The 25,059-nt window shown below is 68.0% G+C and carries 25 protein-coding genes and 1 pseudogene; 5 read left to right on the forward strand and 21 right to left on the reverse strand.

Annotated features, from left to right (window positions below):
• Nucleotides 1–58: 58 nt before the first annotated feature.
• The 3 genes from FBZ89_RS28560 to FBZ89_RS28570 all read right to left on the reverse strand — a co-directional run bounded on the left by FBZ89_RS28560 (nt 59) and on the right by FBZ89_RS28570 (nt 5,458).
• Nucleotides 59–994, reverse strand: a complete 936-nt coding sequence (locus tag FBZ89_RS28560; RefSeq protein WP_145754294.1) for an ROK family protein — start codon at nt 992–994, stop codon at nt 59–61.
• Complete coding sequence (locus tag FBZ89_RS28565) at nt 991–2,850, reverse strand: alpha-amylase family glycosyl hydrolase (protein WP_145754296.1); 1,860 nt, start codon at nt 2,848–2,850, stop codon at nt 991–993. Before FBZ89_RS28565 ends, FBZ89_RS28560 begins: the two co-directional genes overlap by 4 nt.
• Nucleotides 2,851–2,977: 127 nt before the next feature.
• Nucleotides 2,978–5,458 (reverse strand): TonB-dependent receptor, encoded by a 2,481-nt coding sequence (locus FBZ89_RS28570; RefSeq protein WP_145754297.1) that lies wholly within the window; start codon nt 5,456–5,458, stop codon nt 2,978–2,980.
• Between the two features lie 339 nt (nt 5,459–5,797).
• On the opposite strand from FBZ89_RS28570, the gene FBZ89_RS28575 reads away from it, so the two are divergent.
• Entirely contained in the window at nt 5,798–7,399 is a 1,602-nt protein-coding gene (locus tag FBZ89_RS28575) for a sodium:solute symporter (RefSeq protein ID WP_145754298.1), read from the forward strand.
• On the opposite strand, the gene FBZ89_RS28580 is transcribed toward FBZ89_RS28575, so the two are convergent.
• From FBZ89_RS28580 to FBZ89_RS28590, 3 genes are all read right to left on the reverse strand, one after another.
• Nucleotides 7,368–8,465 (reverse strand): LacI family DNA-binding transcriptional regulator, encoded by a 1,098-nt coding sequence (locus tag FBZ89_RS28580; protein ID WP_145754300.1) that lies wholly within the window; start codon nt 8,463–8,465, stop codon nt 7,368–7,370. The two genes, FBZ89_RS28575 and FBZ89_RS28580, sit on opposite strands and share 32 nt — an antisense overlap.
• Nucleotides 8,466–8,525: 60 nt before the next feature.
• Nucleotides 8,526–9,446 carry an ROK family protein gene (locus tag FBZ89_RS28585; RefSeq protein WP_145754302.1) on the reverse strand — a complete coding sequence of 307 codons (921 nt, stop codon included), beginning with the start codon at nt 9,444–9,446 and terminating at the stop codon, nt 8,526–8,528.
• A gap of 81 nt (nt 9,447–9,527) precedes the next feature.
• Nucleotides 9,528–9,968: a baeRF12 domain-containing protein gene (locus tag FBZ89_RS28590; protein WP_145754303.1), complete on the reverse strand. Its 441-nt coding sequence runs from the start codon at nt 9,966–9,968 to the stop codon at nt 9,528–9,530.
• Nucleotides 9,969–10,258: 290 nt separating this feature from the next.
• Between FBZ89_RS28590 and FBZ89_RS28595 the strand changes: the two genes are divergently transcribed.
• Both FBZ89_RS28595 and FBZ89_RS28600 read left to right on the forward strand, forming a co-directional pair.
• A complete protein-coding gene (locus FBZ89_RS28595; RefSeq protein WP_145754305.1) occupies nt 10,259–10,843 on the forward strand; it encodes a chorismate mutase in 585 nt (194 codons plus the stop codon).
• A gap of 124 nt (nt 10,844–10,967) precedes the next feature.
• Nucleotides 10,968–11,546 carry an NUDIX domain-containing protein gene (locus FBZ89_RS28600; RefSeq protein WP_004274125.1) on the forward strand — a complete coding sequence of 193 codons (579 nt, stop codon included), beginning with the start codon at nt 10,968–10,970 and terminating at the stop codon, nt 11,544–11,546.
• Nucleotides 11,547–11,560: 14 nt separating this feature from the next.
• Here FBZ89_RS28600 and FBZ89_RS28605 read toward each other — a convergent pair whose 3' ends face one another.
• From FBZ89_RS28605 to FBZ89_RS28635, 7 genes are all read right to left on the reverse strand, one after another.
• A complete protein-coding gene (locus tag FBZ89_RS28605; RefSeq protein WP_145754306.1) occupies nt 11,561–11,698 on the reverse strand; it encodes a PIN domain-containing protein in 138 nt (45 codons plus the stop codon).
• A 25-nt stretch (nt 11,699–11,723) separates the two neighbouring features.
• Nucleotides 11,724–11,897: a PIN domain-containing protein gene (locus FBZ89_RS28610; protein ID WP_145754308.1), complete on the reverse strand. Its 174-nt coding sequence runs from the start codon at nt 11,895–11,897 to the stop codon at nt 11,724–11,726.
• Nucleotides 11,894–12,142 carry a type II toxin-antitoxin system Phd/YefM family antitoxin gene (locus tag FBZ89_RS28615; protein ID WP_145754309.1) on the reverse strand — a complete coding sequence of 83 codons (249 nt, stop codon included), beginning with the start codon at nt 12,140–12,142 and terminating at the stop codon, nt 11,894–11,896. The genes FBZ89_RS28610 and FBZ89_RS28615 overlap by 4 nt, the downstream gene beginning before the upstream one ends.
• A 191-nt stretch (nt 12,143–12,333) precedes the next feature.
• Nucleotides 12,334–13,713, reverse strand: coding sequence for a serine hydrolase domain-containing protein (locus tag FBZ89_RS28620; RefSeq protein WP_145754311.1), 1,380 nt, complete (start codon nt 13,711–13,713; stop codon nt 12,334–12,336).
• A gap of 188 nt (nt 13,714–13,901) precedes the next feature.
• On the reverse strand, nt 13,902–15,365 hold the full coding sequence (locus FBZ89_RS28625; RefSeq protein WP_145754312.1) for a catalase: 1,464 nt from the start codon (nt 15,363–15,365) through the stop codon (nt 13,902–13,904).
• 195 nt (nt 15,366–15,560) lie between these two features.
• Nucleotides 15,561–16,304: a 3-oxoacyl-ACP reductase family protein gene (locus FBZ89_RS28630; protein WP_145754314.1), complete on the reverse strand. Its 744-nt coding sequence runs from the start codon at nt 16,302–16,304 to the stop codon at nt 15,561–15,563.
• Nucleotides 16,305–16,397: 93 nt separating this feature from the next.
• The gene (locus FBZ89_RS28635) at nt 16,398–16,976 is read right to left on the reverse strand and encodes a TetR/AcrR family transcriptional regulator (RefSeq protein ID WP_145754315.1); all 579 of its coding nucleotides are present in this window, start codon (nt 16,974–16,976) and stop codon (nt 16,398–16,400) included.
• A 323-nt stretch (nt 16,977–17,299) separates the two neighbouring features.
• Between FBZ89_RS28635 and FBZ89_RS28640 the strand changes: the two genes are divergently transcribed.
• Nucleotides 17,300–18,292 (forward strand): LysR family transcriptional regulator, encoded by a 993-nt coding sequence (locus FBZ89_RS28640; RefSeq protein WP_145754317.1) that lies wholly within the window; start codon nt 17,300–17,302, stop codon nt 18,290–18,292.
• 83 nt (nt 18,293–18,375) lie between these two features.
• Here the strand turns inward: FBZ89_RS28640 and folB are convergent, their stop codons facing one another.
• Nucleotides 18,376–18,741, reverse strand: coding sequence for a dihydroneopterin aldolase (gene folB / locus FBZ89_RS28645; RefSeq protein ID WP_145754319.1), 366 nt, complete (start codon nt 18,739–18,741; stop codon nt 18,376–18,378).
• A 235-nt stretch (nt 18,742–18,976) separates the two neighbouring features.
• Here folB and FBZ89_RS28650 point away from each other — a divergent pair, with 235 nt between their 5' ends.
• Nucleotides 18,977–20,083, forward strand: a complete 1,107-nt coding sequence (locus tag FBZ89_RS28650) for a threonine aldolase family protein (RefSeq protein WP_145754320.1) — start codon at nt 18,977–18,979, stop codon at nt 20,081–20,083.
• A 171-nt stretch (nt 20,084–20,254) separates the two neighbouring features.
• Here FBZ89_RS28650 and FBZ89_RS28655 read toward each other — a convergent pair whose 3' ends face one another.
• The 7 genes and pseudogenes from FBZ89_RS28655 to FBZ89_RS28685 all read right to left on the reverse strand — a co-directional run.
• Nucleotides 20,255–20,584 carry a hypothetical protein gene (locus FBZ89_RS28655; RefSeq protein WP_145754322.1) on the reverse strand — a complete coding sequence of 110 codons (330 nt, stop codon included), beginning with the start codon at nt 20,582–20,584 and terminating at the stop codon, nt 20,255–20,257.
• 1 nt (nt 20,585) lies between these two features.
• Nucleotides 20,586–21,149, reverse strand: coding sequence for an isochorismatase family protein (locus tag FBZ89_RS28660; protein WP_145754323.1), 564 nt, complete (start codon nt 21,147–21,149; stop codon nt 20,586–20,588).
• Between the two features lie 57 nt (nt 21,150–21,206).
• Nucleotides 21,207–21,590 carry a MarR family winged helix-turn-helix transcriptional regulator gene (locus tag FBZ89_RS28665; RefSeq protein WP_246172866.1) on the reverse strand — a complete coding sequence of 128 codons (384 nt, stop codon included), beginning with the start codon at nt 21,588–21,590 and terminating at the stop codon, nt 21,207–21,209.
• A 259-nt stretch (nt 21,591–21,849) separates the two neighbouring features.
• Entirely contained in the window at nt 21,850–22,908 is a 1,059-nt protein-coding gene (rhaT, locus tag FBZ89_RS28670) for an L-rhamnose/proton symporter RhaT (protein ID WP_145754326.1), read from the reverse strand.
• Between the two features lie 291 nt (nt 22,909–23,199).
• On the reverse strand, nt 23,200–23,955 hold the full coding sequence (locus tag FBZ89_RS28675) for an SDR family NAD(P)-dependent oxidoreductase (RefSeq protein WP_246172933.1): 756 nt from the start codon (nt 23,953–23,955) through the stop codon (nt 23,200–23,202).
• Nucleotides 23,952–24,818 (reverse strand): 2,4-didehydro-3-deoxy-L-rhamnonate hydrolase, encoded by an 867-nt coding sequence (locus FBZ89_RS28680; RefSeq protein WP_145754328.1) that lies wholly within the window; start codon nt 24,816–24,818, stop codon nt 23,952–23,954. Before FBZ89_RS28680 ends, FBZ89_RS28675 begins: the two co-directional genes overlap by 4 nt.
• A 22-nt stretch (nt 24,819–24,840) precedes the next feature.
• A pseudogene (locus FBZ89_RS28685) lies at nt 24,841–25,059 on the reverse strand (L-rhamnonate dehydratase); the annotation flags it as partial.

The raw sequence follows: 25,059 nt of genomic DNA on the forward strand, positions 1-25,059 counted from the left end.
TTACGCCTGTAGCGTGTCTCTCGAACAATCTGTGGATGCGTATTGATAAGGGAGCGACTCAGGAGGGGGCGGGGCCGGCCGCGTCCCACCCCAGGGCCAGGGCGCCGGCCAGGCCCGCCTCCGCCCCCAGGCCGGGCGGCACGATGAAGCCAGCCAAGCCTTCGGTCAGGGCGGGGTGGTCGATGTAGCCGCCGATGTGGCGTTGGGCATGGTGGCGGACGCGGTCCAACAGGCCGGGCCGTCCGCCCACGCCGCCGCCGATGACGATGCGCTGGGGCGACAGGGCGAACAGCAGGTTGGCCGCCATCTGGCCCAGATAGTCGCCCACCAGGTCCCAGACGGGATGGTCGTCGGCCAGGTCCGTGGCCGGCCGGCCCACGCGCGCCTCGATGGCCGGGCCGCAGGCGAGACCCTCCAGGCAATCGCCGTGATAGGGGCAATGGCCGCCGTAAGCGTCGCGGGCCGGATCGCGGCGCACCAGCAGGTGGCCGCCCTCGGGATGCACCAGGCCGTGCTGTGGCCGGCCACCCACCACCACGCCCACCCCGATGCCGGTGCCCACGGTCACGTAGACATGGCTGTCCAGGCCCTGCGCCGCGCCCCATCGGCCCTCGCCCACGGCGGCGCCGTTGACGTCGGTGTCGATCGCGACGGGGACGCCCCCCTCCTTCAAGTGTCCAAGCGCGTTGGCCAGGTGGTCGCGCACCGGCGCGCCGCTCCAGCCCGGCTTGGGCGTACGGGTGATGCTGCCGTATTCCGGGCGGTGGGGATCCAGTTGCAGGGGCCCGAAGCTGGCGACCCCCACGGCGTCCAGGCCGCCCATGCGCCCGCCCAGCGCGCGCAGCGTTTCGACGCAGCGCGTCAGCGTCTCCTCCGGCGTGGTGGTCGGGATGCGAACGGTTTCGATGGATTGGGGCCGGGCGGTGCCGTCCATGACGGCCGCGCCAACGACGGCCTTGGTGCCGCCCAGTTCCACCGCGCCAATGCGCTTCATGGCCGGACCTTGATCCAGCGTGCCTGCCATGGACCAAGGGGCAGGGCCGTCAGGTCGGCGTCCTCATCCGCCACCACATCCCGGCCGAGGGGACCGGCCGGCAGCGATAGCGTGACCGTTTCGCCCGTCAGGTTGGCCAGGCACAGCAGCGGGCGGGAACCGACGCGCTGGAAGCCCAGCACCCCGCTGGGCAAGCCGGTCAGGGCGCGTGCCGGTTCCGCGCCGTGCAAGGCGGGCAAGCCGGCACGCACCTCGATCAGCCGGCGTAGCGCCGCATGGCACCTGCCTGCGGCGGTGGCACCGTCATCGCGTCCAGCGGCCCGATCCCAATCCATGGCGGGCCGATGCAGCCAGCGGCCTTCGCCGGCGGGGATGCTGGCCAATGGCGCGTTGGTCAGCGCGACCTCGTCCCCCATATACAGCACCGGCAGGCCGTCCAGCGCCAGGGTCACCTGATACAGCTGCAGCAGGCGGGCCAATGGCGCGTCCGTGTCCGCGTCGCCGGGGCGCCCCTCCGGCCGCAAGCCCACCAGCGAGGCCGCCATGCCGTTGGTGCTGGGCGCGCCGCCGCCATCCGCCTGGAAGGCGGCGCCCAGGGCGTAGCTGCCCGGCAGGGCGCCGGCATAGAAGGCGGAAACCCGGTGCAGCGTTTCCGCCGGTATCAGGGCGGCCAGCGCGTCCCAGATGATGTCGTCATGGCAGCGGACGTAGGTGATCCAGGCCGCCTGCCGCGGCCGCCCGGCCAGCCGGTCCAGCAGGGCGTGGGCGGGGGCCGCGTCACCGGTGGCCTGGGCCAGCCACAGGGCCGTCATCATGCCGTTGTTGTAGGCCAGGTGGCATTCGTTGGCGGCCGGCTGCCCGGTGGCCTCGTCCCGACCGAAGAAGGACACCACATCGTCCGGGTCGACGATGGCCTCGCCCTTCAGCAGCACGCCCGGCGCCGCGATGGCCAGCAGCGCCCGCCAGGCCTGCACGATCCAGTGGGTCTGCGGCAACCCCCGGCAGGACGTGCCCGGCGCCTTCCATAGGAAGGGCGTGCTGTCCAGGCGGAAGACATCGACGCCCTGGTTGGCCAGATGCAGCAACACCTCCAGCATTTCCAGGAACACGGCCGGGTTGGCGTAATTCAGGTCCCATTGATAGGGGTAGAAGGTGGTCCACACCCAGGTGCCGCCGCCATCGCGGGCCAGCGACGGTTCGGGGGTGAAATTGCCCGGCGCCGTCTTGGGGAAGACTTGGCCCAGCGTGGCCTCATAAGCGGCGACCTCGTCCGCGTTGTCCAGCACGTGGTAATAGGCGCGATAGACGGGATCGCCCGCCCGCGCGGCTTGGGCCCAGGCATGGTCGCGGGCGGTATGGTTGCACACCACGTCCAGGCACAGGGCCATGCCGGCCTGGTGGGCGTCCTCGGCCAACGCCCTCAAATCCTCCGCCGTGCCCAGGCGGGGCTCCACCGAGCGATAATCGGCCACGGCGAAGCCGCCGTCGTTGTCGCCGGATTGCATGGCCAGCAGGGGCAGGGGGTGCAGGTAGGTCACCCCAAGCTCCGCCAGATAGTCCAGCCGCCGCCGCACCCCGGCGAGGGTGCCGGCGAAGCGATCGACATAGAAGCAATAGCCCAACTGGTTCGGACGCTGGAACCAGTCGGGCTCCGCCTGCCGTCGCGCGTCCAGGTCGGTCAGGGCCGCCGGCCGGTTGCGCGCCGCCCGGATCACGGCCTCACGAACCTGGCTCAGCCAGCCCTCCAGCGCCGGGACCTCGCCGTACAGGCGCCGCAGCAGGGCGTCGGCCACCGGCCAATGCCGGTCGAGGCGATCATGCAGGCCCGTGGCCCGGCTGAAGACGGAAGAGGTCATGCCGTGAAAGTCCCAGGAGGATCGATGTCAAAAAAAGCCGGCTGGCGGGAGGGGTGCCCGCGACGGGTGGTCCCGCGACGGGCGTTCCCACTGGGGAGGGAAGTGGGGCCCGCCAGCCGGCACAGGGTCAGAAGCTGTATTTGACTCCGGTCTTGAAGGTGCGGCCGTTGATGGACCGCGCCAGCAGGATGCCGTTGCTGGGCACGGCGTCGGTGGTGCCGTCCACCTCGGTCAGGCCCAGGGTGTTGAACAGGTTGTTGGCGGAGAAGGACCAGACGATGTCGTTGGTCAGGTTGTAGGTCGCGAACAGGTTGACCTGGGCATACCCGGGCATCACCAGCTTGTTGGTGGTGTCGGCGTAGCTGTCGGTGGTGCCGATGATGTTCACACCCACGCTGTAGTCGTTGCCCGAATAGGACGGCGTGATCTGGTAGACGAAATCGGCCTGGCGCTGGGGCACGTTGCCCACGTCGCTGGGGGTGATCTCATCCTTGGTGATGCGGGAATGGGTGTAGGTGACGCCGGCGTCCAACTGGAAGGCGCCATAGCGGTAGCTGGCCTCCAGCTCCGCCCCCTCCGCGTCATAGACGCGGGAGATAAAGCGCTGGGTCAGCGAGGTCACGTCCTGGTTGGCCTCCTCGGTGTTGGCGTAGAAGCCGGTGAGGAAGACGCTGAGGCCGATGTCCGACCGCCATTTCACGCCGCCCTCGGCCTGCTTCACCTTGTTCACCGCGTTCTGGTAGGCGGTGGAGCCGTCGGGGTTGATGGAGCCGAAGGCCAGGCGGTCGGCGTTGGCGCGACCGCCCTCGCTGTACCGCACGAACAGGGCCAGGTCGGGGTCGATGGCGTAGTTGGCGCCAACGGAATAGGAGATGTAGTGCCAGTCGTAATTGACCGGGCTGGCCGCCGACTGGTTGACCACCGGCACCGTCAGCTCCGGCACCTGCAGCACGCCGTCCTGGTTCACATCCAGGGACGTGGTGCCCGTGGGGCCGGCGTAGCTGCCCGAGGCATGGCCGTAGTCGTAGCGTAGGCTGGCGTCCACCGTCAGCTTGTCCCACGCCCAGTTCACCGCGGCGTAGGGCGCGTCGATGTCATAGTGCATGTCATAGCTGCGCGAGCAGCAATTGCCCCAGTAGGGCGCGCCATAGGCAACCAGGCCGTTTGAGGTGACGGCCTTGCCGCTGGAATTCAGCACGTTCAGCAGCACACCGTCCTTGCCGTTGACGGTTTCCAGATAGGTGTTCCAGTGCCAGTCCATGTCGATGTTCTGGCGGGCCTTGTAATAGCCGAATGAGATGGCGCCCTTGCCCAACGGCAGGGTGTCCAGCGTCTTGGTGACCTTCAGGTCGTTGCTGTAGGTGCCCAGGTCGTTGAGCTTGACGTTGAACAGGGCGATGCGGGATGCCAGGCCGTTGCCGCCCACGCTGGCGGCGCCGACCGTCTGGCCGGCGTTGGGGCCGCTGGCGTATTGCAGGGTGGCCCCGGTGCCGCCGATCTCTGTCGCCAGGACGGAGGCGCGGTCCACCTCCTGCGGGTAGGGGCCGACGAAGTCGCCGGTGTTGTCGGCCACGCGGAACTTGTCATCCAGCGTCCAGCCGGGCGCCACCTCGAACTGCGCTTGGCCGCCGAACGCGGTGCTGACGGGGTGGTAGCCGTCGCCGATGTTGGTGGTCAGGCGGTTACCATTGGCGTCCAGCGTCAAGTCCTTGCGGAAGTAGGGTGACTGGAAGGCGCCGCTCAGCGCGTCGAACCCGGGTAAGGAGGAGATGTGCGGGTTGCTGCCGCTGCCGGAAATGGCCAGCGGCACCGGCAGGTAAACGGGGGAGCGGTCGTTCAGGTATTTGAAGTCCAGGCGGATGAAGCCTTTTTCCATGTCGTGGGTGACGTTGGCCTTCACCTGGCCGCCGTTCATGGCGTCGTCATAGCCGACGGAACGCGGGCCCTCGCCAGTATGGTAATAGCCGCCGACATGGAAGCGCCAGCCGGGCGCGATGGGGCCGCCATAGGCGAAGTCGGCCCGCGTCTCGTTATAGTCCAGGCCGCGGGTCAGGCCGATGGCGCCGCCCTCCTTCTCGCCCGTGTCGCTGACGAAGTTGATGACGCCGCCCGGCGCGTTGCTGGCGAAGGTGGAGGCGGAGCCGCCGCGGATGGCTTCCACCCGCGCGACGTTGTAGTCGGCGCGCAGATAGGTGTCGGCGGTGCCGAAGGCGATGTCGCCGAACTGCATGATGGGCAGGCCGTCTTCCTGCAACTGCAGGAACTTGGCGCCGCCCGAGGCCACCGGCAGACCGCGCACGGCGATGTTGGCGTTGCCCTCACCGCCCGACGCCTCGGCCCGGAAGCCGGGGATGTTGCGCAGGATGTCGGCGGCGCTGCTGGGCGCGGACTGGGCGATCTGGTCCGGATTCAGCGTGCTGACCGAGACGCTGGTGTTGAACTTTGACTGCGGCAGGGCGGTGCCGGTGATGACGATCTCATCAAAGTCCAGCCCCTGCTGGGCCGGGCTCGTGGCAGGATCTTCGGCCGCCAAGGCGGCGGTGAACAAGACAGGCGTGGCGGTGAAGGCGGCGCCCAACATCAGGGCGCGGGCCAAACGGCGCTTCATGGTGATCTCCCTCGTTCGTTCTTTTTTGATTGTCGTTTTGGGGGCGACCTCCCCGGCCGCCTCGAACGCCGTTACCCAAGCATACATTACAACCGATTGCAATATCATTTCCGCGCAGGTCTGCACAATTTTTAAGAGATCGGGGCGCCGGATAAGAAAGTTAAGCAAGAGGAATCCAGCAATATCAGGCTGTTTCCTTCCGGAGGCCGGCTGAAGGCGCGTCCAGGGGCGGCTGCGACAAATACAACCGATTGCAATTTGGTCGCGGCGGCGTCAAGGTGCGCCCAGCCCGGGTTTGGCCCGGGACCGAAAGACAAGCAAAATATGAGGGAGGACGGGATGAACGGCGGCAGTCCGCTGGGGTCCTGGGATGTGGCGATCATCCTGGTGTATGTCGTGGTCATCATCGCCATCGGTCTGGCGGTCAGCCGGCGCCAGCGCACGGCGTCGGACTATTTCCTGGCCCACAAGTCCAAGACCTGGCCCGTCATCGGCCTGGCGCTGCTGGCCTCCAACATCTCCAGCACCACGCTGATCGGCCTGGCGGGCGCCGCCTACGACCACGGCATCGCCGTCTTCGACTATGAATGGATGGCCGGCATCGTCCTGGTGTTCTTCTGCATCTTCCTCTTGCCCTTCCTGCTGAAGACGGGCGTCTACACCACGCCGGAATTCCTGGAACGGCGCTATGACCGGCGCTCGCGCCTGCTGTTCTCTGGCCTGACCCTGTTCCTGAACATCGCGGTGGACACGGCCGGCACGCTATACGGCGGGGCGTTGATGTTCCAGCTGGCCTTCCCGGCTGTGCCCATGGGCGTCATCGTGCTGCTGCTGGCCCTGGGCGCCGGCATCTACACCACGGCCGGCGGCCTGGCGGCGGTCATGGTGACGGAGACCATCCAGGCGGTGCTGTTGCTGACCGCCGCTGCCGTCATCGCCGTCATGGCCTTCAGCCAGGCTGGCGGCTGGGATGCGGTGATGGCCGCCACCAAGCCTGAGATGTTGAGCCTCATCCGCCCGGCCGGCGACCCGGTGCTGCCCTGGACAGGCCTGGTTACCGGTGTGCCGCTCATCGGATTTTATTTCTGGTGCACCAACCAGTTCATGGTGCAGCGCGTGCTGTCGGCCAAGAGCATCGACCATGGCCGCTGGGGCTGCCTGTTCGCCGGCCTCCTGAAACTGCCGGTGCTGTTCCTGATGGTGCTGCCCGGCACCGCCGCCTTGCTGTTGTTCCCGGGCCTGCCGCGCGGCGACCTGGTATACCCCTCGCTGGTGTTCAAGCTGCTGCCGGCCGGCGTGGTCGGCCTGGTGGTGGCGGGCTTCCTCGCGGCCATCATGTCGGCCACCGCCTCCACCTTCAATTCCGCCTCCACCCTGGTGACCATGGATTTCGTGCGCCTGCGCTGGCCCCACCTGGGGGAGAAGCGGCTGGTGACCACCGGGCGCCTGGCCACCCTGGCATTCATGGGGCTGGCTGTGCTGTGGGCGCCGCAGATCGCCCGCTTCGGTTCCTTGTGGCAATACCTCCAGGCTATCCTCGCCTACGCCGTGCCCCCGGTGGTGGCCCTGTTCCTGGTGGGGTTGTTCTGGGCGCGCGCCAACGCCACGGGGGCCTTCGCCGCCTTCGCCGGCGGGCTGGCCCTGGGCCTGGGCCTGTTCGTCTATTGCGTGGTGCTGGGCCATGGCGGCCCGCATTTCCTGCTGATGGCGCCCATGCTGGTGCTGGCCTCCGCCTTCATCCTGGTGGTGGTCAGCCTGGCGACCGGCGACGGTAAGCCGGGTGCCGGCCAATCGACAGAGGGCGCGGCTCTGGTGTGGACGCCGGCCGTTTTCCGGGCGGAGACCGCCACCCTGGCGGGGCAGCCGCTGTGGATGAACTATCGCGTGCTGTCGCTGGGCCTGGTGGGCCTCACCGCGATCCTGGTGTGGTGGTTCCGCTGAGGGCGGCCCCGCTGCTGGCCCGCACCACCAGCTCGGTCGGCAGCATGACCGAGCGGGCGGTGCGGCCGGCGATTTGGGCGAACAGCAGGTCCACCAGCAAGCGGCCGCCGGTGGCGGTATCCTGGCGCACGGTGGTCAGGGCCGGATTGTAGAAGGCGGCCATCTGGATGTCGTCATAGCCGACCACGGCCACGTCCTCGGGCACCTTCAGGCCCTGGTCCTGCAGGGCGCGGATGGCGCTGATGGCGATGACGTCGGAACAGGCGAACACCGCGTCGAAGGACGCGCCGCCGCAGATCAGGCTGCGCATCGCCGTCAGCGCCGCGGCACTGGCGAAGCGCGTGGGCACGTCCAGTGCCGGATCGGGTTCGATGCCGGCGGCGGCCAAGGCCGCGACATACCCCTCATGGCGCAGGCGGATTTCCGGCACCGTCCGCTGACCCAAGAACACGATGCGCCGCCGTTCCTGGGCGATCAGGTGGGCCACGGCACGCTCCGCCCCCGCCCGGTTATCGGATCCGACGGTCACATAATGCTGCTCGGGCAGCTGGGCGCCCCAGACCACCAGCGGCATGCCGCGGGCGGCCAGCCGCTCCAGCCCCAGGTGGGCGGTGCTCTGGCCAATGGCGATCAGCCCGTCCACCCGCCCCGTGTCGACCAGGTCGGCCATGCCGTCCGTCCGTCCGGGACCGATCTTGGACAGCAGAAGATCATAGCCGTGGTCGGCAACGGCGTCGGCGATATGGCCCAGCAATTCCAGGAAGAATGGATCGGAAATGGGCTGGTCATGTTCGTGCAGCAGGGGGATGACCACGGCGATGGTGTGCGTGTGCCCCTTGCGCAAACCCTGCGCCCGCGTATCGACCCGGTAGGAGTGGGACTCCACCAGGGCCTGGATACGGGCCCGCGTCTCCTCATTCACCAGCGGGCTGCCGGACAGGGCGCGTGATACGGTCGATTTGGAAACACCGGCCATGCGCGCGATGTCGTCCATCTTGACCGCGCCCATCTTGGCCCTGGCCTGGCCTTCCTGCGTCGCGGCCGTTGCCGCCGGCTTATCAGCCATGTCCCGATCCTGACAGTTCAACCAGCGGACCATACAACAGCGGGTCTGGATTGCCGACGGTCACGGCGCGTCCCACCCCAGGGCCAGGGCGCCGGCCAGGCCCGCCTCCGCCCCCAGGCCGGGCGGCACGATGAAGCCGGCCAAGCCTTCGGTCAGGGCGGGGTGGTCGATGTAGCCGCCGATGTGGCGTTGGGCATGGTGGCGGACGCGGTCCAACAGGCCGGGCCGTCCGCCCACGCCGCCGCCGATGACGATGCGCTGGGGCGACAGGGCGAACAGCAGGTTGGCCGCCATCTGGCCCAGATAGTCGCCCACCAGGTCCCAGACGGGATGGTCGTCGGCCAGCTCCGTGGCCGGCCGGCCCACGCGCGCCTCGATGGCCGGGCCGCAGGCGAGACCCTCCAGGCAATCGCCGTGATAGGGGCAATGGCCGCCGTAAGCGTCGCGGGCCGGGTCGCGGCGCACCAGCAGATGGCCGCCCTCGGGATGCACCAGGCCGTGCTGCGGCCGGCCACCCACCACCACGCCCACCCCGATGCCGGTGCCCACGGTCACGTAGACATGGCTGTCCAGGCCCTGCGCCGCGCCCCAGCGGCCCTCGCCCACGGCGGCGCCGTTGACGTCGGTGTCGATCGCGACGGGGACGCCCCCCTCCTTCAAGTGTCCAAGCGCGTTCGCCAGGTGGTCGCGCACCGGCGCGCCGCTCCAGCCCGGCTTGGGCGTACGGGTGATGCTGCCGTATTCCGGGCGGTGGGGATCCAGTTGCAGGGGCCCGAAGCTGGCGACCCCCACGGCGTCCAGGCCGCCCATGCGCCCGCCCAGCGCGCGCAGCGTTTCGACGCAGCGTGTCAGCGTTTCCTCCGGCGTGGTGGTCGGGATGCGAACGGTTTCGATGGATTGGGGCCGGGCGGTGCCGTCCATGACGGCCGCGCCCACGACGGCCTTGGTGCCGCCCAGTTCCACCGCGCCAATGCGCCTCATGCCCTGCCTCCCCGCGTTTGAGGCGGGCATCCTGCCAAGGGCGGGGCCGTCTGACAACGATGGCGGTTGCCGGCCTCGTGGTTAGGCGGCCAGCAATTGCTGGATTTCCGGCACCGGCAGGTTGGTCAGGTCCTTGGCCACCTCAGCCACGAGGACCTCACGGGTCGCCGGGGTCAGATGCTTGCGCAGGATACCCAGGGCGCGCGGCGGGGCGGCCAGCACCATGCGGCCGACCGTGCCGGCCTGCACCATGGCATCCAGATGCTGGGCCACGTGGGCCAGGAATTCCGCCTCCGCCTGTTCCTGCCAGTCGGTTTCCTCGGTGGCGCTGCGCACGGTGCCCATGCCGAAGCGCCCAGGCCGGTCGGTGCCCAACTCGCGGGTGGGGGTGGTCGGCCGCGTCTCCGTGTGCTGGACGGTCAGGTTCAGGGCTTGGGCGTCGCCATCGTTGCGCAGGACCAGCATCTTCGCGCCGTCGCATGTCACGATCCAGCTGTGCCGGACAATCACAATACCATCCATGACTCTTATCCTTCCAGTCGGTGCTCCGCTACCCGGGCTTACGGGCGACGCCTTCAGGCAACGACGGACCATGGGAAAGGTTCCTCAAGGTCCGGGATTCCGCTTGTCTCCGCACCCGTCCCCACGCCAGTCTTAGGCGGGAGAGCCCGCCCAAGCCTTGAGAGGGGGACCATGATCGTCGCGTCCAACGACCGCTGCCTTCTGTTCCCACCGGGCGGGGACGGCTTGGGTGGGAATGGTGCAGTCCCGGCCTGTATAGATCGTTGCTTTACCGGAATGGATGGTCGCTGATGGTTCGCTGGCGTCTCTTGGCCCGTGTCGCCCTGGGTATGGCTGTTATCGGCATGGCTTCCCCGGGTAGGGCCGCGCCGCCGGCGGACACGGCTGACAGCCTGCGGGCCGTGGTCGAGGCTTCGGCCGATCGTCTGGCATTGGCCCATCAGGTGGCATTGTCGAAGTGGGACAGTGGTGCCGCGGTGGAGGATGGCGGACGCGAGGCGGTGGTGATCATGAGCGCCGTTTCCCAGGGCGAAGGCCAGGGGCTGGAGCGCATCTGGGTGGCCAGTGTCTTCCGTGCGCAGATCGAGGCCAACAAGCTGGTGCAATACGGCTTGATCGCGGACTGGGCGCGGAGCGGGTCGGCGCCGGACCATGCGCCCATCGACCTGGTGCGTGATGTGCGTCCGCAATTGGACACGGCGCAGAAGGCGCTGATGGCTGCCCTGCCGGGCGTGGCCCCTTTGCGCGCACGGAAAACCTGCCGGGCGGAGGTGGCGGCGGCGGTGAACGATTATCTCTATCGTCGCCAACTGCCGGCGGGCACGCTGGATGCCATCGCGCTGGACCGCGCCATGGCCGGGGTGTGCGGCGGCTAGCCCTGCGCGTGAGGCGCAGGTGGGGTTCGCGCCCGGGGGGATGCGGGCGGAACCGGTCTTGCGACAGAATGATTGCCTTATCAAGCCCGGCGCCCTGCCGCGGCCCCTATGAAAGCGCATCCCCATGAAAGACCGCATTCGCGTTCGTGAGGACCGTCTCCTGTCCAAGGGCTGGTCCGAACTGCGCAGCGTTACCTTTGACTATCACCGGCGCGACGGTGACTGGCAGACCATGACGCGCGAGGTCTATGACCGGGGACACGGCGCCGTCATCCTGCCCTATGACCCGGTGCGCGGCACCGTGCTGCTGATCCGCCAGTTCCGCTATGCCGCCTACGTCGCCGGCTACACGACCCCCATGATCGAGGCGGTGGCCGGCTTGCTGGACGACACCTCGCCCGAGGAAACCATCCGCCGTGAGGCGGAGGAAGAGGCCGGCTGCCGCATCGGTGAGGCGCGCAAGGTGTTCGAGTCCTTCATGAGCCCCGGCTCGGTCACCGAACGCCTGACCTTCTTCGTCGCCCCCTACAGCGCCGCCGACCGTGTCGGCGCCGGCGGCGGCCTGGTGGCGGAAGGCGAGGACATTGAGGTGCTGGAGCCCACCCTGGATGAGGCGTTGGCCATGGTGGCCGACGGCCGCATCGTGGACGCCAAGACCATCATGCTGCTGCAGTACGCCAAACTGAACGGGCTGGTGGGGTAAGGCGGGATGCCTGGTCAGACCTGCCGGACCGGGCCGCCATATTGCGCCACGATCAGAATACGGTCGAAGGGATCCCGGTGCAGGGCGGGTAGGGTCTGGACAGCCAGCGCATGATTGCCGGTGATGGGCAACGCCTCGTAGCCGTTGTCCAAGAGCCCGTGCCGCAGCAGGCGCGGATCAACCTGGAAATCTGCGCCCCAGGCTCCGCTTGATCGCCACCTCCCATAGGTTGGCGACACTGAACAGGCAGTCCTGGCTCAGATCCTCCAGCAGGATGCGGACATCCGCCGACAAACGATGTGGTTCACTGGCCGCCCACAGAAGAAGATGGGTGTCGAGCAGCAGTTTCACGGCGTGTCGTCGGCGAAAAGATCAGCGATATCGCCACTGCCCATTCGGTCGAAGTCGTTCGGAATTTGGAATTGTCCCGCGAGGAAGCCCAGGCGGCGGGGCTGGCGAGATTCCGTCTCCCCCAGCGCAACCACCTTCACCAGGGGTTTGCCGGCTTTGGCGATAATGAACGTTTCCCCTTGGGCGGCGCGGTCGACCAAGCGGGACAGATGGGCTTTGGCTTCGTGGATATTGACTGTCCGCATGGTAAAGCTCCGGGCTATGGACCATAGCGGGCCGCGCTTAATCGAAACCTCAGCCGGTTATAGCTCAGTCTATCCGCGAGCCGATTCACGCCTGAAGGCGATTCGGCCTTCAGGTGACCCGCTCTAAACTAAGTCGACTTAGTTTAACTCAGTGCCCGTCCCGGCTTCAACCGCAGCTGGTGGGATGGTCGTTAATCGACATAGACCAGGAACTGTTCATACCGCCCCGCGTCCGCGCGGGCGACGATGCGTACGCTGCGGCTGGCGTAGTGGGCCTGGTAGATCTCCTCGGTGAAGCCGCCGCGCAGGCGGCGGGTCATGGGCTTCAGGTCCGTCACGGCGCCCAGCGGGCCCAAGGTCGCGGCATAGTCCGCTAGTGCCGCCGGGCTGAAATAGGCGGCGCCGTTGGCCGTCAGGTGCGCGGCGTCGGCGTGGCCATGGGCCAGGCCCTCTAGAAAGGCGCGCGCGGTCGCGGTTTCCTCAGCGCTGGGTTGGGTCGCCAGCGGCAACAGGGCGCCGATCTTCTGGGCGATGCCGGCCGGGTCGCCGTAGTCGCTGTTGACCAGCACGACGATGGCCATGCCCAGATCCGGCCATACCCGGTTCTCCGCCAGGAAGCCCGAGACCTCGCCACCGTGGCGCAGCAGGCGGGCGGCACCGTCGCTGGTGACCGTCAGGCCCAGGCCATAGCGCGCGTCCTGGCCGTTGTTCAGGCGCACGCTGGTTTCCATGGCGCGCCAGCTTTCCGGCTTCAGCAGCTTCCGCCCCATCAGCGCGATGTCCCAGCGGGCCAGATCCCGCGGCGTCAGGGCCAGTTGGGCGGCGCCCACCAGCCAGCCGGGCGCTTCCTTGGGCGCGGGACGCGGCTGGCCCAGGGCATAGCGGGTGTAGCCGGCGGCGTCATTGGGGCCCAGCGGGCCCTTGTCGATGTCGGCGGCGTCCAGGCCCAGGGGCTTCAGCACCCGATTGCTGAGGAAGGTGAAGAAAGGTTGGCCCGAGGCCTTTTCCACGATGCGCGCGGCGATGGTGAAGCCGGTGTTGGAGTACTGCCAGGCCTCGCCCGGCTGGAAATCCAGCGGCACCCGGGCCCAGCGGTCGAAGATGCCATCGGCCGTGATGGGCTTTTCCATCATGGCGGGGACATAGTCCTGCGGCCAGAAATCGCGGTAGCCCGCCGTATGGCTCAACACCTGGCGGATGGTGATGCGGTCCCCGTCGGTCAGGTTGGGAATGAACTTGCCCACCGTGTCGTCCAGCGACAGCGCGCCATCCTCCACCAGCAGCATCACCGCGGCGGCGGTGAATTGCTTGGAGACGGAGCCGATGGCGAAGCGCTGCGCCGGCGTCGCCGCCACCGCCGGCTCCCGCCGCGCCTGGCCGTAGGCGTGAACGTAGGCGATGGTACCGTCGCGCACCACGGCGATGGAGGCACCGGGCGTACCGCTGTCCGCCAGCGCCTGTGTCACTGCCGCGTCGATCTTGGCGGTCACGTCGGGGGCGAGGTCCGCGCCGGTGGCGGCGCCGGACAGCAGCAGTCCACTCATGAACAGGGTGGCGAGCAAGGTACGCATGAGCTTCCCGGGGTGCGCTGAAGGGACGGTCATCCTGTCACCCCGTCCCGCTTTAGGAAACGGGGCTTAGTAACGCGCCCATGCGCCCGCCGCGCCAAGGACCGTCACCTCCAGCGCAAGAAAAAGGGGACGGCCCTCCGCTCCTTGGGAAGGACCGCCCCTCGACCGCCGCCGCCCCTGTCGCGGGATCAGCGCGCGGTGGCCACCGCCAGGGCGCGCAGGGCCAGGGCCACACCCTCGCCATAGGCCGGGTCGGCCTTGGTGCAGTGGGCGATGTGGCGCTCCTGAATCGCCGCCTCCGCCCCGCTCAAGGACCGGGCGGTGTTCTCGAACAGCAGCTTCTGTTGCGCCGGGCTCATCTTGCGGAACAGGATGCCCGGCTGCTCCCAGTGGTCGTCGTCCACGCGATGGTCCCAGTGGGTGGCCGTCCCTTCCAGCGGCAGGGGCGGTTCGGCGAAGTCGGGGTGGTCCGCCCATTCGCCATAGCTGTTGGGGTAATAGTGCAGCGTGCCGCCCTGGTTGCCATCGGTGCGCATGGCGCCGTCGCGGTGATAGCTGTGGAACGGGCATTTGGGCGCGTTCACCGGGATGTGGTTGAAGTTCACCCCCAGGCGATAGCGCTGCGCGTCGCCGTAGGAGAACAGCCGGGCCTGCAGCATCTTGTCGGGAGAAAAGCCGATGCCGGGCACGATGTTGGCGGGGGAGAAGGCCACCTGTTCCACCTCGGCGAAAACGTTGTCCGGGTTGCGGTTCAGCTCCATCACCCCGACCTCGATCAGGGGGAAGTCCGCCTTGGGCCAGGTCTTGGTCAGGTCGAAGGGGTTGTGCTTGTGCGCCTTGGCCTGGGCCTCGGTCATGACCTGGATGGACAGGGTCCAGCGCGGGAAATCGCCGGCCTCGATGGCGCCGAACAGGTCGCGCTGGTGGCTTTCGCGGTCCTTGCCGATGACGGCCTCGGACTCGCCGTCCGTCAGGTTCTCTATGCCTTGCTGGCAGGTGAAGTGGAACTTCACCCAGTGCCGCTCATTGGCGGCGTTGATCAGGCTGAAGGTGTGGCTGCCGAAGCCGTGCATATGGCGATAGCTGCGGGGGATGCCGCGCTCGCTCATGACGATGGTGACCTGGTGCAGCGCCTCGGGCAGCAGGGTCCAGAAGTCCCAATTGTTGTTGGCGCTGCGCATGCCGGTGCGCGGGTCCCGCTTCACGGCGTGGTTCAGGTCGGGGAAGCGCAGCGGGTCGCGGAAAAAGAACACGGGCGTGTTGTTGCCCACGATGTCCCAGTTGCCTTCCTCGGTATAGAACTTCACGGCGAAGCCGCGGATGTCGCGCTCCGCGTCCGCGGCGCCGCGCTCGCCGGCCACGGTGGAGAAGCGGACGAACAGGGGCGTCTGCTTTCCCACCTCGGAAAAGATTTTGGCCTTGGTGTAGCGGCTGACGTCCTGCGTGACGGTGAAGGTGCCGTGGGCGCCGCTGCCCTTGGCATGCATGCGCCGCTCGGGGATCACCTCGCGATCGAAATGGGCCAGCTTTTCGATCAGCCAGATGTCCTGCAGCAGGGCGGGGCCCCGCGGTCCGGCGGTCTGGATGTTCACATTGTCCACCACCGGCGCGCCGGTGGCGTGGGTCACGTGGGGTTTCGTCGTGTCGGACATGGGATGCGGGCTCCATGGAGGCGTGGGCAAGGCCCCGGGTTTGGCCACCGGCGCGTACACGCCGGATTTGGCAGCGAAGGGCGGGACGGTTTCATTCACAACCCACCCCGCCCTTGTTGCGCGCGGTGCATCACCGGACGCCGGCCTGGCTCGTCCTCGGTCTCCCCCATGGCGGCACGACGCTTGCCGCCGGCATCACGCGGTGTAGCCGCCGTCGATGGTCAGGCAGGCGCCGGTGATGAAGCCCGCCTCCGCCCCCGCCAGATAGGCCACCAGGCTGGCGATCTCGCTGTCCTGGCCCAGGCGGCCGATGGGCATCAGCGTCATCAGGCGGGTCAGCACGGCCGGGTCGGTGGGCACCATGTCGGTGGCGGTGGGGCCCGGCTGGATGGCGTTCACGGTGATGCCCCGGGGCGCCAAGTCGATGGCCATGCCCCGCGTCATCGCCGCCACCGCCCCCTTGGTCATGCTGTAGACCGAGGCGCCGGGAAAGGCGGTGCGGGTGGCCGCCACGCTGCCGGTGGTGATAACGCGGCCACCTTTGCCCATGTGGGGCAGGGCCGCCTGCACCGCCGCGAAGGCGGCGCGGACGTTGACCGCCACCATGCGATCGAAGGTTTCCAGCGGGTAGTCGTCCACCAGGCCATGGGTCAGCAGGCCGGCGTTGTTGACCAGGATGTCCAGCCGGCCATGCAACTGCGCCACCTCATCCACCGCCTGGCGCAGGGCGACCACGTCGGCGCTGTCGGCGCGGATGGCCAGGGCCCGGCCGCCCGCCGCCTTGATCTCATCCACCAGGGCCGCGGCCGGCGCCTCGGACGAGGCGTAGGTGAAGGCCACGGTGGCGCCGTCATGGGCCAGGCGGCGGACGATGGCGGCACCGATGCCGCGAGAGCCGCCGGTGACCAGGGCGACCTTGCCGCCGAAGGGAAGGGTCATGATGTCATCTCCAATTCGTTACAGATGTAACAGTCTAAAATCAGGGTGGATGCGCTTCTTGGGGGCCTTATGGCGCTTAAGGAGGATAAGGGGTCACTTCAGGCTCTTCAGCGCCAGGCGGGCCACGCCCCGCAGCGTGTCGGCGCCGGCGCCCGCCCGGGCCGACACCTTCAGCCCGGCCAGGGTGGCGCCCAGGAAGGCGGCGGCCGTGGGCACGTCCACGTCCGTCGCCATTTCGCCCGCCGCCCGGGCGGCGATCAGCTGGGTTTCCAGGGCGTGGGCCAGGGTGTGGGCCGAGGCGTCGCCGATGGCCGCGACCTCCGCGTCCGCCCGGCCGAACTCGCACACGGCGCTGATGCCCAGGCAACTGGGATGGCTGGACGCCACCGCCTTGGCGATGAAGGCCATGAAGGCGTATTCCACCCCCGTCAGCGGTGTGGGCGCCGCCGTCATGGCGCGGACGAAATCGGTCACGTTCTCCTCGTTGTAGCGGCGCAGGGCCGCGAGATAGAGCTGCCGCTTGTCGCCGAAGGTGTCGTACAGGCTCTGCCGGCTGATCTTCATGGCGCGCAGCAACGCCTCGGTCGAGGTGCCCTCGAAGCCGTGCTGGGAGAAAAGGGCGATGGCGGCGGCCAGCGCCACCGCGCCGTCGAATTCCTTGGGTCTGGCCATGATCCCCAGATAGAGATTTCAGACTGATCTGTCCAGAATTAATCGACAAAAGCCGCACGATTCTTCTAAACCCCTGGATGTGAAGCGATATTGGCCGCCGCGAAAAGTGCCGCCATTCAACATTTAACAAGGCTTAACGCCAAATCGGTGCAGGTCCGGACAATAGTGGTGCGGTTGGCGCACATACACTGCAAGGCGAATGGGGGCTGAGCCGCCGCTTGGTTGGGGTCCATCGTGGACCTCTGGCGTCCCCCTTGTGATCACCAGAGCCGGGCCCCGTGGTTTGCCGACCGCCGGCCCGGAACAGAGATGAGGGACGCGAGATGTCAGACGTTGCGATGAAGTACTTCTACGCCACCGCCATCCATGGATCGATGCGGGCGGCCAGCCAGAAGATGAACGTGGCGGTGTCCTCCGTCAGCCGGCAGATCGCCCAGCTGGAGGCGGCCATGGGCATGCCCTTGCTGGAGACTGGCCGCCGGTCGGTCAAGCTGACCACCGCCGGACAAATGGTGTTCGACTACTATCAGGCGCAGATGGCCGACCGTGAGGCCTTCACCGCCCGGCTGGAGGCGTTGCGCGGCATGCGCATGGGCACGGTGGAACTGGCGGTGGGCGAGGGCTGCACCGTCCAGGCGGTCCAGGGCGTGTTGGAGACCTTCCAAAGCCGCTACCCCGGTGTCGAACTGGCGCTGCACACCGTCTCCACCGCCGAACTGGTGCGCATGGTGGTGGATGATGAGGTGCACATCGCCATCGGCGCTCAAGTACCCAGCGATCCCAAGGTGCGCGTCCGCACCTCCGCCCGCCAGCCGCTGATGGTGGTCAGCCGCCCCGACCATGCCGTGGCCAAGCGCGGGGCGGTGACCCTGCAGGACCTGTCCGCCCACGATCTTTGCCTGTCGCCGCGCGACACCCGCATCCGGCAGCTGCTGTTGGCGGCGGAGATGCGCCACCAGGTCTGGTTGCGCGCCACCATCACCACCAATTCCGTCCACACCATGCGCGAAATGGCGCTCAGCGGCCGCGCCGCCACCATTCTGCCGCGCACCGCCGTCCTGGCCGATCTTGAGGACGGGTGCCTGGTCGCCACGCCGCTGTGCGACATCGACACCGACACCACGACCGTCGATTTGGTGACCCGCCTGGGACGCCAACTGCCCCACGCCGCCACGCTGGCCCTGTCGCTGCTGGAACAGCAGGTGCACCGCTGGGGCCAGGGCGGCGGCTATCAGGCGGGCGCCCCCGCCGCCGCGCCGATGGCGGCCGTCCACGGCCGGGCCGAGCGCCGCGTGGGATTGGAGGCTGTCGCCTGAGCCTGCCGCGCCGCCGGGATCACGGAAAGGGGCGGGGCCGCCGGGGTCCCGCCCGGTCCGCGTCCGGCGGGCGCTTGGGGGAGTTATCCCCGTCGCCGGCTGATGCGCACCGACACGCCGTCGATGATGGCGGGAACGGGGGCGGACGGCTTGTCCACCTGCACCGTGATGGTGTCGATGCGGGGGAACTCGTCCAGCAGGGTGCCGGCCACCGCCTCCGCCACCGCCTCGATGGTCATGAAGCGCCGGGCGGTCGCCACCCGTGTGGTGGCCGCCGTCAGCTTGGCATAACACACGCTCAGATCCCAATCGTCGGCCTTGCCCGCCACCGACAGATCCAGCGTGCAGTCCAGCGAGATGTAGAAGCGCTGGCCCAGCTTGGCCTCTTCCGCCGTCAGGCCGTGATGGGCGTAGATGGCGATGCGGTGGACCAGGATGTGATCGGTCATGGGGTGGTTTCCTCTCAAGGCCGGGGTCAACGCCACTGGGCCCGGCACAGGCTGCCCTTTCCCCGGTGCGCTGTCACGGCCGTTCCGTCACGCCTTGTCCTGCCCGCGCTGTGGCATAAATGTGGGCATGTGATTTGGCCGTTGCGCCGGGGGAGGGCGCCGTCGCAGGGTGGCGCCCTTCATCCTCATGGCCATCCTCCAGCGGGTTCTCCCCGTAAAACCGGATCGTACGCTGATGCCTGCCGCCCCCGTCGGGACTCTCGCCGCCCACCGCCAGCGTTTGCGCCTGGATTGCCCCGTCGTCTTCCCCGGCTTCCGCACCTTGACCCCGGCGGAGGAGTTCCGGGCCGTGGCCGACTGGTGCGACGCCAACGGCGTTACCCATGACCAGTACGGCCAGGGCGACCTGCTGACCGCGTTCGAGGGCACGGTGGCGGGCCTGCTGGGCAAGGAGGCGGCGGCCTTCATGCCCAGCGGCGTGATGGCCCAGCTGATCGCCATGCGGCTGTGGACCGAGGTCAGCGGCGTGCCCCGCTTCGGCATGCCCCACACCTCCCACCTCGCCCTGCACGAGGAGGAGGCCTACCAGGCCCTGTTCAATTTCCACGGCGTGCCGGTGGGCGACCGCCGCCGGCCCACCCTGGCCCGCGACCTGGCGGCCGTGTCCCAGCCGCTGGCCTGCCTGCTGGTGGAATTGCCCCTGCGCGAGATCGGCGGGCAGGTGCCGGATTGGGATGAGTTGCAGGCCTTGAAGGAGTTGGCGCGGTCGCGCCAGCTGCCGCTGCACATGGACGGCGCCCGTCTGTGGGAAAGCCGCGCCTATTACGGCCGCAGCTATGCCGAGATCGCCGCCGGCTTCGCCTCCGTCTACGTCTCGGTCTACAAGGGCATCGGCGGCGTCGCCGGCGCGGTGCTGGCGGGTGATGCCGATTTCATCGCCAACGCCCGGCTGTGGCAACGGCGCCTGGGCGGCACCCTGGTCCGGCAGAGCCCCATGGTGGCCACCGCCGCGATGCGATTCGAGACGCGGCTGGCCCAGATGGATGCCTGCTACCGCCGCACCCTGGATCTGGCGGCGGGCCTGGCCGGCATTCCCGGCATTCGCCTGAACCCCGCCGTGCCGCAGACCAACATGCTGCACATCTTCTTCGACCGCCCCGCGGAGATGGTGGCGGAGACGCGGGACGCCATCGCCGGTGGCGACGGCCGCTGGGTGGCGGGGGAAATCCGCCCCACCGACGTACCGGGCTGGAGCGTGACGGAGCTGTATGTCGGCGATACCCTGCTGGGCCTGGACAACGCCCAGGTGCTGCCCTACTTCGCACGGCTGGCCGGCGTTTGACGGACGGCGCCAAGCGGGTCGTCGCTGTCTTGTTCGCACGCGTGGCGAAAGCCAGGGTCGCTCCCCTCGCGACGCGCCTTGGCGACGTGATCGCGGCACGCAAGGCGTTGAGCGTTGCCGGGCGATAATTGAAGCTGCGTGGCAATCGAAAGGCGCCCCACGCGGGAGCCTTCATGGACGCTCCGACCCATTTCCGCCGTGGAAGCGGCCGAAATGCCGTGCCGAAAACAGCGCGATCAGGAAGGCGCCCGCCCCCAGGGCGAGGATGTCTGTCGTATCCTTCAACCCGAAATCACCCACGCGACAGACCAGCACATAGGCGACGGCCAGGTTGAAGAACCCCCAGAGCACGTTGATGGTCGACGACGAGAGCCCTTGACCGGGCGGCTTGGCGAACGGGCTCTGAAACGGCCTGCCCATCATGCCGCTGACGGCATGGGGGATGGCGTTCGCCAGGAAGGCGCCGCCGAAGACATAGGATGCGAGCGCAAGCCCCGGCATTTCAGGAGCCCCTTGCCGGCAGAAGATCGATGATCTCCCGGCTGGTGCCGGTCTCGCCGAGCCGCGGGAAGATGTTCTTGACGCTGTACTCGTGCGCCTCGGGACGTATGTCGGTCATGGCGTCGAGCGCGAGGGTGACGTTGAAGCCCGCCTCGTAGGCTTGACGCGCCGTCGCCTCGACGCCGGTCCCGGTCGCCACGCCCGCGACCACCACCTGGGTGACGCCCCGCGCTTTCAATTGCGCTTCGAGATCGGTGGTCGCGAAGGCGCCCCAGCTTCGCTTCGTCGCGACGATATCGGCCGCTTGCTGGTTCAGCTCCGGGATGAGATCGGTCCATCCGTCCGGACGGGCTCCTGTTTGACGCGGCTGCTCCGTTCGGCCCGGCGCCCCGCCGGCGACGTTGACGAGCACGACCGGCAGGCCGCGCTCACGGAAGGCGTCGGCCAGCGTCCGCGCCCGTTCGATGACGTCATCGATGGGGCGGATGAGAGGGAGGCCGACAATGCCCTTCTGAAGATCGACGATGATCAGGGCGGTGTTGGGGTCGAGCGTCGTCAGCGCCATGGAGATGTCCTCTTGAAGGTCGCGATGCGGTTGGCAGCTGTCGGCCGCGGAACTCTTTCAGTCGTCGACGAGCCGCTTCAGTAGATCGACAGCCCTTGCGACCTCGTCCTGCTCTTGCGGGGAAAGCCGCGCCTGGAGCGTGCGTGTCAGCCAATCCTGGCGCGCGGCGCGGCCTTCCTCGACCGACTTCCGAAGGGCCTCCGTGAGCGAGAAAAGGGTCTGCCTTCCGTCCGCCGGGTCCGGCGCGCCGCTCACGAGGCCAGCGGCTTCCAGCGCGCCCAGCACCGGCGCCATCGATTGCGGCCGCATCCCTTCGGCGCGGGCGAGGCTTGACGCCGTGGCGGGGCCATCCTTCTCCAAGCGAAGCAGAACCGACACCTGAGAGGGCGTGAGGTCCCCGACATGCGCTTGATCGCGCAAGCGTCGTTTCAGCTTTCCCATCAGGGCGCGGAGATCCTGCGCCAGGAGCGATGTACGCATAGGCCCCTGATCATTTGGCGTGGCATTCATGTTGTGCTATCTATCAGATATACAGGTAGACTGTAAAGATAATCTGTTCAGATAGCCTGCATAGACGGGATCGCCATGCGCCATGCCCCTTATCCAATCCGGCAGCAGCCCAAATCTTCGAGATCACTTCATTCCGGGACCACACACGGCCCGGGACCACACCCCGCACAGGGATGGGGCCGTCAGGCAGTTACAGCGATCCCAAATAGTTACCCAGGCCGATGACGCAGGTGGACAGCATCAGCACGGCGATGCCCAAGCCCAGCACGGCGCGGGTGCGGCGGCTGGACCCGGCCCATTCCCGCAGCATGAAGCCCCATAGGGTGGCGAAGATGATGATGCTGGCCATGTGCAGGGTCCAGCTGGAGAAGCCGAAGCGGCCCATCTGGCTTTCACCCATGGTGTAGAAGAAAAACTGCAGATACCAGGCGATGCCGGCCACCGCGCACAGGGCGTAGTTGCGCAGCAGGGGAGGCGGGGCCGCCGCGGTGTGGCCTCGGCGGCCAGTGAACTCCGGCAGGCAGCCGTCGCGCAGGATCAGGTACAGGCACCAGACGAAATTGCTGGTGAAGCCGCCGGCCAGCACCACCACCAGCACCGGCAGTCCTTGGGACAGCGGATCGGTACCCTGGGCCAGGGTCAATTGGCGGATGGGCTCGCCCGCTGCCAGGCCGTAGGCGAAGCAACTGCTCATGACGCCGGAGAAGAGGGCGATCAGGATGCCGCGCCGGAAGTCGAACTCGGCCACGCCCTGCTGTTCCACGCCATCGCCCTCCTTCAGGCGACCGGCCCAGCCGACGATGGCGATGCCCACCAGGCACAGGATGACACCACCCAGGATGACCAGGCCATGACTGGTCCCGGCCAGGGTGACCAGTTCCCCGCTGACCAGCGGCGGAATCAGGGTGCCGAAGGCGGCGGTCAGTCCCAGCGCCACCGCCATGCCCAAGGACATGCCAAGATAGCGCAGGGTGAGGCCGAAGGTCAGGCCGCCCAGGCCCCATAGGGCGCCGAAGAGATAGCACAGGAACAGGGTGCGTGCGGGCGCGGCGGCCAGCACGGCCCCCAGGTTCTCCGTCTTGATCAGCGCGAACAGCCAGGGGGCCAGGATCCAGCTGAACACCCCGCCCACCAGCCAGAACACGGGCCAGGACCAGTTGCGCACGCCCCGGTAGGGCACATAGAAACTGGCGGAGGCGAGACCGCCCAGCCAGTGGAAGAACACGCCCAATACGGGATTGGCACCCATCTGTATTCTCTCCTCCCCGATACTTTTCTTTGTCAGTCCTGGCGATAGACGCGCGTGGCGGTGCCGCCGAACAGGGTGGCGCGCTCGTCGCGTGGGAAATCGCGGCCACCATGCGCCGGGCGGCGGACATCCGTCCGCCTAGGCTCGTCCTCGCTGCGCGCCCCTTCACGTAAACTGGCGGTACTCGCTCCGGCGGCCCCAGTCGGGGCCTACAGCGGCGCGAGTCACCATCTCGTGCCGCTGGTATTGAACGGCCAGACCCCATGGCGGGCCTGGCCGGTACCCAAACATTCAATAAGTCGTTCTGCCCCCAGAGGTATCGAACGTCGATGCGGTGGTGAACGAACATTCTTCCGATGCCATGAAACAGACCATGGCGGCACTTTCCTCCACATGGCCCAGGCGGCCCATGGGTATCTTCGAGCGCATATAGTCCACCTGGCTTTGCGGCAGCTGGTCCAGGATGGGGCTGTCGAAGGTGGCGGGGGTGATGCTGTTGACCATCACGCCCTTGCCCGCCAGTTCCTTGCCCAGCGACTTGGTGAGGCCGATAACCCCGGCCTTGCTGGCGGAATAGGCCGACGCATTGGGGTTGCCTTCCTTGCCGGCGACGGAGGCGACGTTCACGATGCGGCCATAGCCCTGGGCCAGCATCAGCGGCACCACGGCGCGGCAGCAATAGAACAGGCCGTTGAGGTTGATGTCGATGGTGCGGCGCCAGCTGTCCAGCGGGAACTCGTGCACCGGCACGGTGGCGCCGGTGATGCCCGCCGACGCCACCAGGATGTCCACCCGGCCGCCAAGGGCCTGGTGGCTGGCCTGGGCCGCCGCCTCCACCGCCGCGGCGTCGGTCACGTCCAGGGCCACGGTGTGGATGGCGCCCACGTCAGCCGCCGCTGCCACCACCCTGTCCTCCTGCACGTCCCACAGGGCGACCTTGGCCCCTTCCGCCACCAGGCGGCGGGCGGTTTCCTTGCCCAGCCCCGACGCCCCGCCGGTGACGATGGCCGTGCGGCCGTCGAAGCGGCCTTGAAACACTGTCATCATGCCTGTTCCTCCCGGTTGAACCACGCCACCACCTTCTGCCGCTGTGTTCCCAGCTTGGCGATGCCCAGGGTCATGACATCCCCGGCCTTCAGGAACACCATGTCGGGCTTCTGGCCCTCGCCCACGCCCGGGGGCGTGCCGGTGGTCAGGATGTCGCCCGGCTCCAGCGTGATGAAGCGGCTGACATAGGCGATCAGCTCGGCCACGCCGAAGATCATGGTGCGGGTGTTGCCCGTCTGCATGCGCCGGCCGTTGAGGTCCAGCCACATGTCCAGGTCCTGTGGATCGCCCACCTCATCGGCGGTGACCAGCCAGGGGCCCACGGGGCCGAAGGTGTCGTGGCCCTTGCCCTTGTCCCACTGGCTGCCGCGTTCCTTCTGGTTGAAGCGTTCAGAGACGTCGTTGACCAGGACATAGCCGGCGACATAGTCCAGCGCCCGGTCCTGCGGCACATAGCGGGCGGTGCGGCCGAAGACCACGCCCAGCTCCACCTCCCAATCCGACTTGGCGCTGTCCTGGGGCAGCATGACGTCGTCGTCCGGCCCGTTCAGGCAGCTGGTGGCCTTGGTGAACAGGATGGGTTCGCCGGGAATGGGCAGGTTGGCTTCCTTGGCGTGGTCGGCATAGTTCAGGCCGATGGCCAGGAACTTGCCCACCCGGGCCAGGGGTACGCCCAGGCGGGGACCACCATCGACCAGGGGCAGGGTCGTGGGGTCGAGGGCGCGCAGCCGGTCGAGCCCGGCGGGGGACAGGACCTCGGGCGTGATGTCGGCGATGGCACCGGACAGGTCGCGGATCCGGCCGTCCGCGTCCAGCAGGCCGGGCCGCTCCTGGCCCTGGGGGCCGTAGCGCAAGAGCTTCATGGGGTATGACCTTGCAATATGTTCAATGCGTATAGGGGCGGTGCAGGGTGACGGCGGGGTTCAGCTCCACACCGAAACCGGGCTTGTCCAAGGCCGTGGCCTTGAGGCGGCCATTCTCTGGCACCGGTTCGCCCAGCAGCTGGGGATGGAACATGGGCTGAACCTGGTCTGCTTTGGGCGCCATCATCAGGAACTCGGCGAACGGGCTGTTATGCCGGGTGATGACGAAGTGGTAGCTGTA

Origin of the sequence: Nitrospirillum amazonense (assembly GCF_007828045.1) — a bacterium.
Taxonomy (GTDB): domain Bacteria; phylum Pseudomonadota; class Alphaproteobacteria; order Azospirillales; family Azospirillaceae; genus Nitrospirillum; species Nitrospirillum amazonense_C.